Raw genomic sequence first — 13,481 nt, forward strand, 5'->3', positions numbered from 1 at the left:
GGGCAAGGATACCACTGCGTCGATGAGGATGGCCTCGGCGGGAGAGTGTCCGGCCGGCGACGGGCATTGCCCTTGCGGCTCCGGCAGCCACTCGCGCTGCCGCTGTAAGGCGTGCTTCGCTGCGGGCCCCGAACTCGCCCTTCGGGCTCAGACAGCGGGGCCCGCGGCCGCTACGCGCGCCAACATCGGCATGCGCTCGGGCTGAGTCGCCGCAAGGGCAATGCCCGTCGCCGGCCCGCTGTGCCAGGGAAAGGCGTCCGGTCGGGGCTCAGGCGCCGAGGTCGAGGTCGATGTCGACGATCAGGTCGGAGGACAGACGCTCCAGGTCGTCCTTGAGTGCGTCGGCATCGAACTCGCAGTCGGCCAGCAGTCCGGGACGGTCATCGCCGATCAGCCTGATTACGAGCAGTTGGGTCATTTCCGTCTCCAGTGTCCAGCCATCATGTCGGCAGGCTTATCGATGATAGCCCTGGTCGCGCAGGCTGCAAACGATGCCCGGCACGCGCCACCTCGTCACACGGTGAACTGCAGGCGTGCAAGGTGGGCATACAGGCCGTCGTGCGCGACCAGCTCCTGATGTGTTCCGGTCTCGACGATGCGTCCGGCGTCCAGCACGACGATGCGGTCCGCCTTCTGCACTGTGGCCAGCCGGTGGGCGATGACCAGCGTGGTCCGGTTCTCCATGAGCTTCTCGAGTGCCGCCTGCACCATGCGCTCGCTCTCGGCGTCCAGCGCCGATGTGGCCTCGTCGAGCAGCAGGATCGGGCGGTCGGCCAGGATTGCGCGCGCAATCGCGATGCGCTGGCGCTGACCGCCGGACAGCCGAACGCCTCGCTCGCCAAGATCGGTATCGTAGCCCTGCGGCAGCCTGCTCACGAATTCGTGAGCCCATGCCGCTTCGCAGGCCCGTTGCACATCGTCCGCACTTGCATCGGGCCGCGCATAGCGCACGTTGTCGATGACGCTCCCGGCGAAGATCACCGCCTCCTGCGGGACCAGCGCGATGCAGTCGCGGATCGCGCGCGGGTCGGCCTGCGCCAGCGGAACACCGTCCAGACGCAGTACGCCGGCGTCCGGGTCGTAGAACCGCAGCAGCAACTGGAACACGGTGCTCTTGCCCGAACCCGACGGACCGACCAGCGCGACGCTCTCGCCCGGGCGGATATCAAGGCTGAAATCATTCAGCGCAGCCATGTCCGGGCGGGATGGATAATGAAAGCGGACCGATTCGAACCGGATCGCACCGAGTGCCGGGCGGGGCAAGGGTGCCGGTCGGATCGGCGCCAGGATGGCCGGACGCGCCTCCAGGATCTCCATCAGGCGCTCGGTGGCCCCACCCGCGCGCTGCAGGTCGCCCCAGACCTCGGACAGCGCGCCGATGCTGCCGGCGACCAGCGCAGCGTAGAAGACGAAGGCGGACAATTGGCCGGCGGTGATGTGACCGTCGAGCACGTCGTGCCCCCCGATCCAAAGGATCAGCGCGATCGCGCCGAAGACCAGCAACAGCACCGCGGCGACAAGGATCGCGCGATTTCGCACCCGCTTGCGCGCGGTGTCGAAACTGCGTGCGATCAGATGTGCGAAGTCACTGCGATCGACGTCCTCGTGACCATAGGCCTGCACGATGCGAATCTCGTGGATGGTTTCATCGATGCGGTTTCCGAGGTCGGCGATACGATCCTGGCTTTCGCGCGCGAGCCGCCGCACCTTGCGTCCGTAGAAGATGATCGGCGCGATCACCAGCGGCACACCAATCAGCGTCAGCAGCGTGAGCTTGAGACTGGTGGTGAGCATCATGATCAGCCCGCCGATCAGCAGCAGCGCGTTGCGCAGCGCGATCGACAGGCTGGAACCGATCACGCTTTCGATCTGCGCAGTGTCGGAGGTCAGACGCGAGATCACCTCGCCGGTGCGTCCTGCCTCGAACCAGGACGGCGGCAGCGACAGCAGATGATCGAAGACCATCTGCCTGAGGTCGGCCGTGACCCGTTCGCCCAGCCACGAGACATTGTAGAAACGCACGAAGGTGGCGCCGGCGAGGACCACGATCACGCCGAACATCGCGGCGAGGGTTCTGTCCAGCCAGGCCGGATCGCCGGCGGAAAAGCCCTGATCGATCACCGCACGCAGACCCTGGCCGACCGCCAGCATCGCCCCAGCGGCGACGACCAGCGCCAGACCCGCGTAGAGCACCCGGCGTCGATAGGGTTTGAGCAGACTCGCGAGGGCGAGGCCGGGGTTGCGGAACGGGGTCATCGGAAGTCCGTCAGGGATGAATCGCGAAGGTCACGCAAACGCAATGGCTGCGCAGCAGCCGGGATTGTACGGCCGGGTTTCGACTTGCGGGCTGTATCGCGTAGACTCATGGTCCCGAGGTCCACATCGAAACACTCCGATGACCGAACTGCCGATGACTGCCGCGGTGACACTGCTGGTCGTGTTGCTGATGTTCTGGACCGCTGCCCGGGTCGGGGTGCGCCGGAAACGCCATGGGGTGAAAGCACCTGCCGTCACCGGCCATCCTCTGTTCGAGCGTGCCTACCGGGTGCAGATGAACACGCTGGAATGGGCGGTCATGACGCTGCCGTGCCTGTGGCTGGCTGCGGCCCAAATCGGGGACGGCATCGCTGCGGCGCTTGGCCTGTGCTGGCTGGTCGGTCGCATCTGGTATGCGCTTGCCTATCAGCGTGATCCGGATGGTCGTGGTGCGGGGTTTCTGATGGCTGCGCTCGCGTTCGGCGCGCTCGGGCTTGTTGCAGGGGCCGGGGTGGCTCTGCGGCTGTTTGCGCCGTGAGCGCCGCGCGACCGGCTACGGTCGCGTTCAGCGTTCGACGAAGGCTCGTTCGATGACGTAGTCCCCGGGCACCCCGATGCGGGGCGACACCTCGAAGCCGCGTGCGTCGAGCAGGGCGCAACTGTCCTCGAGCATGGCCGGACTGCCGCATATCATGGCGCGATCGCGGGCCGGATCGAGCGGTGGCAGGCCGATGTCGTCGAACAGCTTGCCGCTGTCCATCAGTCGTGTGATCCTTCCCTGATGCTCGAACGGCTCGCGCGTGACGGTCGGATAGTAGATCAGCTTGTTGCGCACGTCCTCGCCGATGAACTCATGGCACGGCAGCGTGCGTGTGATGAAATCGCGATAGGCGAGCTCGGAGACCGTGCGCACGCCGTGGATCAACACGACCTTCTCGAAACGTTCGTAGGTCTCGGGATCCTGGATCACGCTCATGAACGGCGCGAGTCCGGTGCCGGTGGCCATCAGATACAGGTGCCGGCCCGGACGCAGGTCGTGCAGTACGAGCGTGCCGACCGGCTTCTTGCTCACCACGATCGAGTCGCCGGCACGCAAATGCTGCAAACGGGACGTGAGCGCGCCGTCGGGCACCTTGATGCTGAAAAATTCGAGGTGATCCTCGTAGTTGGGACTCGCGATGCTATAGGCGCGTGTCAGCGGGCGACCTTCGACTTCCAGCCCGATCATCACGAACTGACCGTTCTCGAATCTCAGGCCGCGGTCCCGGGTGGTCCTGAAGCTGAACAGACTGTCGTTCCAGTGATGGACGCTGATTACCCGCTCGGTTAATAAGTTTGCCATGACGGTTCGCGTCGCTCGTTGGTTGTTCACATGGAGCAGTCTAGCCGCTTGTCGAAATACTTAAAAATGAATTAAGTTGATATCCTTAATCGAAAATATGGATATGCAATGCGTTACACCTTGCGCCAGATGGGCGTCTTCGTGGAGATCGCCCGCTGCGGGAACGTGTCCGTTGCGGCCCGCAAGCTGAACATGTCCCAGTCGGCGAGCAGTGCGGCACTCGGCGAGCTCGAGCGCCAGTTCGACCGCCAGGTGTTCGACCGGGACGGCAAGCGGCTGCATCTGAACGAATGGGGCAGGGCCTTGCTGCCCTTCGCGATCGAACTGCTCGACCGCGCGTCGGAAATCGAGAGCCTGCTGCGCGATGACGACGCGCTGGGAGACCTGCATATCGGCGCCACCCTGACCATCGGCAACTATCTCGCGACGCTGATCGTCGCCGAATTCCTGCAAACACATCCGGAGTCGCGAATCCGGCTGCAGGTCTTCAACACCGCCACCGTGATCGAGAAGGTTGCCAGCCACCAGATCGATCTCGGATTGATCGAGGGCACGTGTCGCCACCCCGAGATAGACGTCGAGCCATGGGTGGACGACGAACTGACGGTCTTCTGTTCGCCCGGGCATCCGCTGGCGGAGGCCGGACCCGTTGCGACGGTGGCGCTGCGCTCGCAGGCCTGGATTTTGCGTGAGCAGGGCTCGGGCACACGCGAGACCTTCGATCAGGCGACTCGTCACTGGCAACCGGGTCTGAACGTCCGTCTCGAGCTCGAACATACCGAAGCGGTGAAGCGGGCGGTCGAATGTGGGCTCGGGCTGGGTTGCATATCGAAGCTGGCGCTGCGCGACGCGTTCCGTCGAGGCAGCCTGGTACCGCTGGACACACCCGAACTCGACCTGCGACGGCGGTTTCATTTCCTGTGGCGCAAGGGCAAATACCACAATGGTGCGATGCGTCGCTTCCTGACCCGTTGCCGGGATCTGACCGCGGGCGTGCGCAACAGTCATGAGATCCGTCTGCCGATGATTCCATAACGGGCCGCATGCGCCTGGCAGAGCCCTGCTCCGGCCCGGCCCCACGCCCGGTGTCGGGCATCATCGGCCGCTGCAGCGGGCCGGTCGATTGGTGATCCCCGGACCGCGCAGGTACCATCGACGGGTTTTCGACTCGTCACCGCCCTTCCCGGGCTGGCCTTCACTGGCTGATGACCCGACTCCTGAATCTCCTTGCCGCCGCTTTTCTGTACTTCGCGCTCGATCACTGGCTCGTGCCCGAAATGGGGCCGGCTGGCAGTGGCATCGCGATCATGGTGGCGATCGGCTGGTTGTGGCTGAGCGAGGCGCTGCATGTGAGCGTGACCGCCTTGCTGGTGCCGCTGCTGGCCACGGCCAGCAGCGTCCTGAGCTTCGATCAGGCCCTGAGCCAGTTCGCCGATCCGGTCATCTTCCTGTTTCTGGGCGGCTTTGCGCTGGCCGCCGGACTGCAGCGGCAGGGGCTGGACCGCTGGATGGCGGGATGGGTCATCAGCAAGGCAGGAAGCCGCGTGGATGTCGCGGCGCGCTACCTTTTCTGGCTCACCGCGCTGTTATCGATGTGGATCAGCAACACCGCCACTGCGGCGATGATGCTGCCGCTCGCGCTGGGCTTGCTGTCACCCCTTCGACCGGAACGGCATCGCTCTACCTACCTCTACGTGCTGCTCGGCGTTGCCTTTTCGGCCAACATCGGCGGTATCGGCACGCTGGTCGGCAGCCCGCCGAATGCGATCGCGGCGTCCAACGTCGGCATCGGGTTCGCGCAGTGGATGCTGATCGGGATTCCGATGGTGGTGCTGATGCTGCCCGCGATGGAGTTTGCGCTGCGTTTCGCGATACGCCCGGATCTGGAGGTCGAGATCGAACGGCCGTCGGTCGCGATGTCCTGGTCGCGACCACACACCCTGATGCTGCTGGTGTTTCTGTTGGCAGTCACGCTGTGGGTGTTCGGCCGTCCGCTGAACGAACTGCTCGGCATCGGGCGGGGTTATGACGCGGCGGTGGCGCTGACGGCGCTGGTGCTGCTGCATGCGCTGCGCCTGGCGCGCTGGAAGGACATCGAGCGCAGCGCGGACTGGGGCGTGCTGCTGCTGTTCGGCGGGGGGCTCACACTGAGCCGGGTCCTCGACGAAAGCGGGGCCGGGGCCTGGCTCGCTACCCAGTTGGGCGGACCGTTCGCGGCGATGCCGGTATTGCTGAGCCTGATCCTGATGATCCTGTTCGCGATGTTGCTGACCGAGGTGACCAGCAATACCGCCAGTGCCGCGCTGCTGGTACCGCTGTTCATCGGCATGGCGCCGCAGATCGACGCGTTGCCGATCGCGGTCGTGGTTGCGATCTCGACCTCTTGTGCCTTCCTGCTGCCGGTTGCCACGCCACCGAACGCAATCATCTTCGGCAGCGGTCACGTGCCGCAGCGGCAGATGATCCGCTGCGGGTTGTGGGTCAGTCTGATCGTGTTGCCGGTGCTGTTTGGCGCAGCAGCGGTGTTGCGCTGACCGCGGGGTCTCGCCAGCCGCGTCAGGCTTCGTCGTAGGCGCTCATCGGCACGCAAGCACAGAACAGGTTGCGGTCGCCATACACGTCGTCGATGCGGTTCACGGTCGGCCAGAACTTGTTGTGCGCGACCCAGGGCAGCGGAAATACCGCCTGCTCCCGGCTGTAAGGGCGTGTCCACTCTCCGACCAGGTCCGACTGGGTGTGGGGCGCATGCACCAGCGGGTTGTCCTCGCGCGTCCAGCGCCCATGCTCGATCTCGCGGATTTCGTTGCGGATGGCGATCATCGCGGCGATGAATCGGTCGAGTTCGCCCAGGTCCTCGGATTCGGTCGGTTCCACCATGATGGTGCCGGCGACCGGGAATGACATGGTCGGCGCGTGAAAACCGTAATCCATCAGACGCTTGGCGATGTCGACTTCCGACACGCCGGTGGCCGCCTTGATCGGCCGGATGTCGAGAATGCACTCGTGCGCGACCCGGCCCCGGCTGCCGGTGTACAGCACCGGGTAGTGATCGGCGAGCCGGTTGGCGATGTAGTTGGCATTGAGGATCGCGATCTCGGTGGCCTTCCTGAGTCCCTCGCCACCCATCATCGTGATGTACATCCACGAGATGGGCAGGATGCTGGCCGAACCGAACGGGGCGGCCGACACTGCACCCTGGCCCTTGTTGGGCCGATCGTCATCACCTGTCGGTGACACCACGTGATCGGCCATGAAGGGGGCCAGGTGCGCGGCGAGGCCGATCGGGCCCATGCCCGGTCCGCCGCCGCCGTGCGGGATACAGAATGTCTTGTGCAGATTCATGTGCGACACGTCGGCGCCGATGGCGGCCGGCGAGGTCAGGCCGACCTGCGCGTTCAGGTTGGCGCCATCCATGTAGACCTGTCCGCCGTGCGCATGCACGGTCGCGCAGATCTCGCGCACCGCCTCTTCGAACACGCCATGGGTCGACGGATAGGTGATCATCAGCGCGGCGAGCTCGTTCGCGTACTGTGCGGCCTTGGCCTTGAGGTCGGCGACATCGATGTTGCCGCTGTCGTCGCACGCGACCACCACCACGCGCATGCCGCACATCTGTGCGGTCGCGGGGTTGGTGCCGTGCGCCGACTTGGGGATCAGGCAGACCTTGCGCTGCGACTCGCCGCGACTGGCGTGATAGCGCGCGATCGCGACCAGACCCGCGTACTCGCCCTGCGCACCCGAATTCGGCTGCATCGAGATCGCCGGGAAACCGGTGATCGCGCGCAATTGGTCCGCCAGTCCGTTGATCAGGGCCAGGTAACCTTGCGCCTGGTCGAGCGGCGCGAAGGGATGCATCTGCCCGAATTCGGCCCAGGTGACCGGAATCATCTCGCTGGTCGCATTGAGCTTCATCGTGCAGGAGCCGAGCGAGATCATCGAGTGATCGAGCGCGAGGTCGCGGTTCTGCAACCTCTTAAGATAGCGCAGCATCTCGTGTTCGGTGTGGTGCGCGTTGAACACCGGATGGGTGAGGATCGCATCCTCGCGCAGGAAACCCGCGGGCAGATTTCCGCCGTGTGCATACACGACCGCGTCGAGCATCGCGAGATCGGCGTCGGCACCGAAAAGCCCCAGCAGTGCGCTCAGGTCGGCGCGGGTGGTGGTTTCGTCCAGCGACAGGCCCACGCGGGTCTCGTTGACCCGGCGCAGGTTGTAGCCGGCGTCGACCGCCGCGGACACGATCGCATCGGAACGTGCCCCGGTATCGATCTGAATCGTGTCGAAGAACTGTTCGGCGACGATATCGAAACCGGCGCGCTTGATGCCTTCGGCCAGCATCGCGGTGAAGCGATGGATGCGCGCTGCGATCGTGCGCAGGCCGTCAGGGCCGTGATACACGGCGTAGAAGCCGGCCATGTTGGCCAGGAGCACCTGCGATGTGCAGATATTGGAATTGGCCTTCTCGCGCCGGATGTGCTGTTCGCGGGTCTGCAGCGTCATGCGCAGCGCGGTCTTGCCGCGCACATCCCTCGAGACGCCGATGATGCGACCCGGCATCGCGCGCACGTTCGCCTCGCGGGTCGCGAAGAAGGCCGCGTGCGGTCCGCCGAAGCCCATCGGCACGCCGAATCGCTGCGACGAGCCGAACGCGATGTCGGCACCCATGTCGCCGGGCGATTTCAGCAAGACCAGCGCCATCAGGTCGGAAGCGACTGCGGTGACCGCCCCTGCAGCCTTCAGCGCGGTGATCACCGGTGCGAGGTCGAGCACTTCGCCGCGATCGTTCGGATACTGCAGCAGCGCGCCGAACACGTCGTGGCACGCCGCCTCGCAGGCCGGTCCGGATACCAGTTCGAAGCCGAAATAGCCGGCTCGCGTGCGCACTACGTCCAGCGTCTGCGGGAAGCAGGCCTCATCGACGAAGAACGCATTGGACTTCGACTTGCTGACCCGGCGTGCCATCGCCATCGCCTCGGCCGCCGCGGTGGCCTCGTCCAGCAGCGATGCATTGGCGAGTTCCAGCCCGGTCAGATCGATCACCATCTGCTGGAAGTTCAGCAGCGCCTCCAGCCGGCCCTGAGCAATTTCGGCCTGGTAGGGCGTGTAGGCGGTGTACCAGCCCGGGTTCTCCATCACGTTGCGCAGGATCACTGCGGGGGTGTGGGTGCCGTAATAACCCATGCCGATCAGCGACCGCTTGACGCGATTGCGCCCGGCAATCGACCGCAGGTCTGCCAATGCCTCATGTTCCGGCCGGGCCGCCGCCAGTGCGAGCGGCACGCTCAACCGGATGTCGGCGGGTACGGTCTGCGCGATGAGCTCATCGACCGAGCCTGCACCGATGGTCTCGAGCATGGCCGCGACCTCGGTCGCATTCGGTCCGATATGGCGACCGATGAAGGCGTCGCGTTGTTCAAGCGTGTTCAGGGGGGCGTTGAGCGGATGGGCTGACATGGGGCGATCCGGGTTTGGCTTGGGTGGATGGGCGCGGCAGGCGCTCAGTTGTTGGCAATCTCGGCCTGATAAGCGGCTGCGTCGAGAAACGAGGGCAGGTCTGCCGCGTCCGCTCGGATGCGGAACAGCCAGTTGCCGTACGCGTCGGCATTGACCGATTCGGGTGCGTCGGCCGCGCCCTGATTGGATGCGACGATCTCGCCGGCGACCGGCGCGTAGATGTCCGATGCGGCCTTTACGGACTCGACCACCGCGCAGGCTTCGCCGGCCTCGACGCTGCGGCCGGTATCCGGGAGCTCGAGGAACACGATGTCGCCCAGGGCTTCCTGCGCATGGTCGGTGATGCCGACGGTCAGCGTGCCGTCGTCTTCGACGCGGATCCATTCGTGCGATCGGGTGTAATGCAGTGCGGCCGGGATGTTGCTCATTGTCGATCTCCTAAAGGGGCGGCAGCGATACTGTCGCGGGCTGAGGTTGAAGCGTGTGGTGAATGTCCGTAGGTCAGGCGGCGCGAAGCTCAGTCGATCAGCGACCGTCCGTTGCGCACGAAGGGCAGCTTGATCGTGCGCGCCGCCAGGCGCCGGCCGCGTACGTCCACTTCGACCTTGGTGCCCGCCTGCACGCTCATCGGCACGCGCGCGAACGCGATCGATTTCTGCAACGTGGGCGAGAAGCTGCCGCTGGTGGTTTCGCCGTCGCCGTTCGGGGTGAAGACGGTCATGTGGGCGCGCAGCACGCCCTTGTCCTCGAGAATCAGACCGATCAGGCTCTTGCTACGCGGATGGGCGGTCAATGCGTCGCGCCCGATGAAGTCGCGTTCGTCGTCGCGCAGGTCGACGGTCCAGCCCAGGCCGGCATCGAGCGGCGACACGTTCTCGTCCATGTCCTGACCGTACAGGTTCATGCCGGCCTCGAGCCGCAACGTGTCACGCGCGCCCAGTCCGCAAGGCCTCACGCCGGCGCCGACCAGCGCATTCCACATATCTGCGGCGCGGCTCGCTGGCACGGTGATCTCCAGACCGTCCTCGCCGGTATAGCCGGTGCGCGCGATCATCAGGTCGCCCAGGCGGGCGGCGCTGAACGGCGCGGGCAGTCCACGCGCCGTGTTGATCTCGAGGATGACCCGCGCGGCGCGCTCGATGGCCTTCGGTCCCTGTATCGCGATCATCGCCAGATCACGACGGCTCTCCAGCGTCACGTTCGCGCCCAGCGACGCGATCTGTCTGCGCATCCACGCGACGTCCTTGTCGGCGGTGCCGGCATTGACGACGATCCGGTACTCGCCGTCGGAGATGCGGTAGACGATAAGGTCGTCGATGACGCCGCCGTTTTCGTTGAGCATGCACGAGTACAGCGCCTTGCCGGGCGACTGCAGGCGCGCGACATCATTGGCAAGCAATCGACGCAGGTAGTCCCTGGCATCCGCGCCCGACAGGTCGAGCGCGAGCATGTGAGAGACGTCGAACATGCCTGCGTCCGTCCGCACCGCATGATGTTCCTCGATCTGCGACCCGTAGTTGACCGGCATGTCCCATCCGGCGAAATCGACCATGCGGGCGCCAGCGGCGACATGACAGTCGTGGAGAGGGGTGTGCTTGGATGGCGGGGTGTTCATGGACGCTCTCCGGCGAAAAGGTGATGGCTGTGGACCCTCCCTGCCGGCATCGACAGGTCGTATCCCCATCTGTCCCTTGTACCTGAGAGATTCCGGCGACGCCAGTGGCGATCGGACCCGGGTGCCCCTTCGGTGGATGCCCGGCCCAAGCGGGGCCGGCATCTCTCTCCAGAATCTTGTTCCGGGCGCGGTCCGTTTGCCTGAGCGGTTCCGGGGAGGTTGCGCCTTCGGCGACTCGCTGGGAGTGCTCTCCCGCGCCTGGAGCGCACGATAACATCGGCCGTCCACGGAGGCAATCGTCGATGCGGTGTGTCGTGTGCGTTTGCTATGATCGCTTCCATGAAAGCATCCAGGAGTGTCTTCAAGCTCATGCGCGGCCTGCGTCATCATGTGCGCGAGTGGGGCTCGCCGGGTTCGCCACGACTGTTCTTGCTGCATGGCTGGGGTGACATGTCGATCAGTTTTCAGTTCGTGGTCGATGCGCTGCAGCGCGACTGGCACGTGATCGCGCCGGACTGGCGCGGTTTCGGTCTGTCCGAACGCAGGGGCGATGCGTACTGGTTTCCCGATTACGTCGGTGATCTGGATGCGCTGTTGAACGAATACTCGCCGCACGAACCCGCAACTCTGATAGGGCACAGCATGGGTGGAAACGTCGCCTGCCTTTACGCGGGCACCCGGCCGGCGCGTGTATCAAAGGTGGTGGGCATGGATGCTTTCGGGCTGCCCGATCGATCCAGCGAGCAGGCGCCGGGCCGTCTGGAGAAATGGCTGGGGCAGCTCTGTGCGCCACATGGGTTTCGATCCTACCCGGACGAGGAGGCGTTCGCGCGCAGGATGATGCGGGACAACCCGCGACTCGATGCAGCGCGCGCGCGCTTCCTCGCGGCGCACATGACCGAAGCCGATGGCGAGGGTGGGCTGCGGGTGGCAATCGATGCGGCGCACCGCAACGTCAATCCGGTTCTGTATCGGCGGGCCGAGGCCGAAAGTTGCTGGCGTCGGGTCAGCGCGCCGGTGTTGTGGCTGGTGCAGGCCGATCCTGCCTGGCGCCGGTCCACGGGCATCGGCGATGACGTTTATCGGGCAGGCGCGGCCTGTTTCCGGCGTTTCAGTGAAGTGACAGTCCCGGATAGCGGTCATAATATGCATCACGATCAACCGGCGTTCGTCGCGGCCGAGATCGAGAATTTTGCAAGCCACTGATGTTCGGCACGCAGACCGCCCGCATCCGTCGTACCGAATCAAATGAACGCAGACCTGCATTGTCACTCTACCGTGTCCGACGGCTGGCTTTCGCCGGGCGAAGTGGTCGCGCGCGCCGCGGCCAACGGCGTGACCTTGCTCGCGCTGACCGATCATGACGAACTGGGGGGCGTGGACGAGGCCATCGCTGCTGCCAAGAGGCTGCGACTGAGGTTCGTGGCGGGCGTCGAGATCTCGGTGTCCTGCTTCGGCGAGACGATCCATGTGGTCGGACTGGGCGTCGATCACCACGACAGCGAACTGGTCGAAGGACTGGCCGGCATCCGGCGAGGCCGCGCCGCGCGCGCACGACGTATCGGTGAGGCCCTCGCTGCGGTTGGTATCCGCGACGCGCTGGAGGGGGCGCGCGGCTTTGCCGGCAATCCGGATCTGGTCGGTCGCGCGCACTTCGCCCGTCATCTGGTGCACATCGGTCTGATGCCGGATGTGAACACGGTTTTTCGCTACTATCTCGCCAAGGGCAAACCCGGGTACATCGAGCACGAATGGGCATCCATGGATGACGCACTGCGCTGGATTCGCGGGGCAGGCGGGATTGCGGTGCTCGCCCATCCGGCGCGTTATCGCCTGTCCGAGCAACAAATGGGTACGATGCTCGACCGCTTCGTCGCCGGTGGCGGGGAGGGGATCGAAGTCGTCTCGGGCGCCCATACGCATGACGAGATGCTGAAGTTCGCGTCGGTCGCGCGCAGGCGGGGGTTGCTCGCGTCCCGAGCGTCGGATTTCCATGGCGCGGACGAGAGCCCGGTCGATCTCGGACGATGCTCGCCGCTTCCGCCGGACCTGGTGCCGGTGTGGACGCGCCTGTGTTGAATCGACGCCCACGTCCTTCCTACTGACCAAGATTACGGCAAGAGAGCAATGTCACAGTTTTTCTCGCTGCACCCCGAGCAACCACAGCCACGTCTGATTCGCCAGGCCGCACAGATCATGCGATCGGGCGGGCTGGTGGTCTTTCCGACCGACTCGGCCTACGCGCTCGGCGGCCATATGGGCGATGCCGCACTGCTGCAACGCATCCGGCGCATTCGCGACGTCGATGACCGGCACCATTTCACGCTGATGTGTCGCGACCTGTCCGAGATCGGCACCTATGCCCGGGTCGATAACAGCCAGTACCGTCTGCTCAAGGCGACCACGCCGGGGACCTACACCTTCATCCTTGAAGGTACCAAGGAACTGCCGCGTCGGGTCATGCACCCCAAGCGCAAGACCATCGGCCTGCGCGTGCCGGACCACCCGGTCGTGTCGGCGCTGCTGGCCGAACTGGGGGAGCCCATCCTGACCTCCACGCTGTTGTTGCCCGGCGATGACCTTCCGCTGACCGACCCGGACGAAATTGGGGAGCGCATCGGAAAACAGATCGATCTGATCATCGAGGCCGGATTCTGCGGTCCCGAGGCCACGACCGTGATCGATTTGACTTCGGGCACGCCGGTGCTGGTCAGGGCTGGGCGGGGCGATCTCAAGGTCTTCGGCCTGGATTGAGCGTCGGGACATTGCACAATATTGTCGGTCTGGGAAGGAACGAGTCGCCCGCCTCTGCTA

Annotated in this window: 12 protein-coding genes and 1 riboswitch; of the genes, 6 read left to right on the forward strand and 6 right to left on the reverse strand. The window is 65.2% G+C overall.

The genetic code is table 11. The features are described 5' to 3' along the window. Positions 1 to 268 precede the first annotated feature (268 nt). Entirely contained in the window at positions 269 to 418 is a 150-nt protein-coding gene (locus ACKVEX_RS04690; RefSeq protein ID WP_473214532.1) for a hypothetical protein, read from the reverse strand. Positions 419 to 513: 95 nt separating this feature from the next. Continuing rightward, the gene (locus ACKVEX_RS04695; protein ID WP_473214533.1) at positions 514 to 2,256 is read right to left on the reverse strand and encodes an ABC transporter transmembrane domain-containing protein; all 1,743 of its coding nucleotides are present in this window, start codon (positions 2,254 to 2,256) and stop codon (positions 514 to 516) included. Between the two features lie 139 nt (positions 2,257 to 2,395). On the opposite strand from ACKVEX_RS04695, the gene ACKVEX_RS04700 reads away from it, so the two are divergent. Further along, positions 2,396 to 2,794: an MAPEG family protein gene (locus ACKVEX_RS04700; RefSeq protein WP_473214534.1), complete on the forward strand. Its 399-nt coding sequence runs from the start codon at positions 2,396 to 2,398 to the stop codon at positions 2,792 to 2,794. Positions 2,795 to 2,821: 27 nt separating this feature from the next. Here ACKVEX_RS04700 and ACKVEX_RS04705 read toward each other — a convergent pair whose 3' ends face one another. Continuing rightward, positions 2,822 to 3,598, reverse strand: coding sequence for a ferredoxin--NADP reductase (locus ACKVEX_RS04705; protein ID WP_473214535.1), 777 nt, complete (start codon positions 3,596 to 3,598; stop codon positions 2,822 to 2,824). 108 nt (positions 3,599 to 3,706) lie between these two features. Between ACKVEX_RS04705 and ACKVEX_RS04710 the strand changes: the two genes are divergently transcribed. Together ACKVEX_RS04710 and ACKVEX_RS04715 are read left to right on the forward strand one after the other, a co-directional pair. Next, positions 3,707 to 4,633, forward strand: a complete 927-nt coding sequence (locus ACKVEX_RS04710) for a LysR substrate-binding domain-containing protein (RefSeq protein ID WP_473214536.1) — start codon at positions 3,707 to 3,709, stop codon at positions 4,631 to 4,633. Between the two features lie 170 nt (positions 4,634 to 4,803). Then, complete coding sequence (locus ACKVEX_RS04715) at positions 4,804 to 6,132, forward strand: SLC13 family permease (protein WP_473214537.1); 1,329 nt, start codon at positions 4,804 to 4,806, stop codon at positions 6,130 to 6,132. 22 nt (positions 6,133 to 6,154) lie between these two features. Here ACKVEX_RS04715 and gcvP read toward each other — a convergent pair whose 3' ends face one another. The 3 genes from gcvP to gcvT form a co-directional block, all read right to left on the reverse strand. Beyond that, a complete protein-coding gene (gcvP, locus tag ACKVEX_RS04720; RefSeq protein WP_473214538.1) occupies positions 6,155 to 9,052 on the reverse strand; it encodes an aminomethyl-transferring glycine dehydrogenase in 2,898 nt (965 codons plus the stop codon). A 44-nt stretch (positions 9,053 to 9,096) separates the two neighbouring features. Beyond that, a complete protein-coding gene (gcvH, locus tag ACKVEX_RS04725; protein ID WP_473214539.1) occupies positions 9,097 to 9,480 on the reverse strand; it encodes a glycine cleavage system protein GcvH in 384 nt (127 codons plus the stop codon). A gap of 89 nt (positions 9,481 to 9,569) precedes the next feature. Beyond that, on the reverse strand, positions 9,570 to 10,667 hold the full coding sequence (gcvT, locus tag ACKVEX_RS04730; RefSeq protein WP_473214540.1) for a glycine cleavage system aminomethyltransferase GcvT: 1,098 nt from the start codon (positions 10,665 to 10,667) through the stop codon (positions 9,570 to 9,572). 178 nt (positions 10,668 to 10,845) lie between these two features. Then, positions 10,846 to 10,932, reverse strand: a riboswitch (glycine riboswitch). Between the two features lie 74 nt (positions 10,933 to 11,006). On the opposite strand from gcvT, the gene ACKVEX_RS04735 reads away from it, so the two are divergent. Genes ACKVEX_RS04735 through ACKVEX_RS04745 form a run of 3 tightly spaced genes read left to right on the forward strand, consistent with a single transcriptional unit; the run spans position 11,007 to position 13,421 of the window. After that, positions 11,007 to 11,873 carry an alpha/beta fold hydrolase gene (locus tag ACKVEX_RS04735; RefSeq protein ID WP_473214541.1) on the forward strand — a complete coding sequence of 289 codons (867 nt, stop codon included), beginning with the start codon at positions 11,007 to 11,009 and terminating at the stop codon, positions 11,871 to 11,873. A gap of 42 nt (positions 11,874 to 11,915) precedes the next feature. After that, positions 11,916 to 12,746: a 3',5'-nucleoside bisphosphate phosphatase gene (locus tag ACKVEX_RS04740; protein WP_473214542.1), complete on the forward strand. Its 831-nt coding sequence runs from the start codon at positions 11,916 to 11,918 to the stop codon at positions 12,744 to 12,746. 48 nt (positions 12,747 to 12,794) lie between these two features. Beyond that, the gene (locus ACKVEX_RS04745; RefSeq protein WP_473214543.1) at positions 12,795 to 13,421 is read left to right on the forward strand and encodes an L-threonylcarbamoyladenylate synthase; all 627 of its coding nucleotides are present in this window, start codon (positions 12,795 to 12,797) and stop codon (positions 13,419 to 13,421) included. Positions 13,422 to 13,481: the final 60 nt, after the last annotated feature.

The organism is Denitraticella aggregata (assembly GCF_048158365.1).
In the GTDB taxonomy this organism is placed as follows: Bacteria; Pseudomonadota; Gammaproteobacteria; order Burkholderiales; family Rhodocyclaceae; genus Azoarcus_F.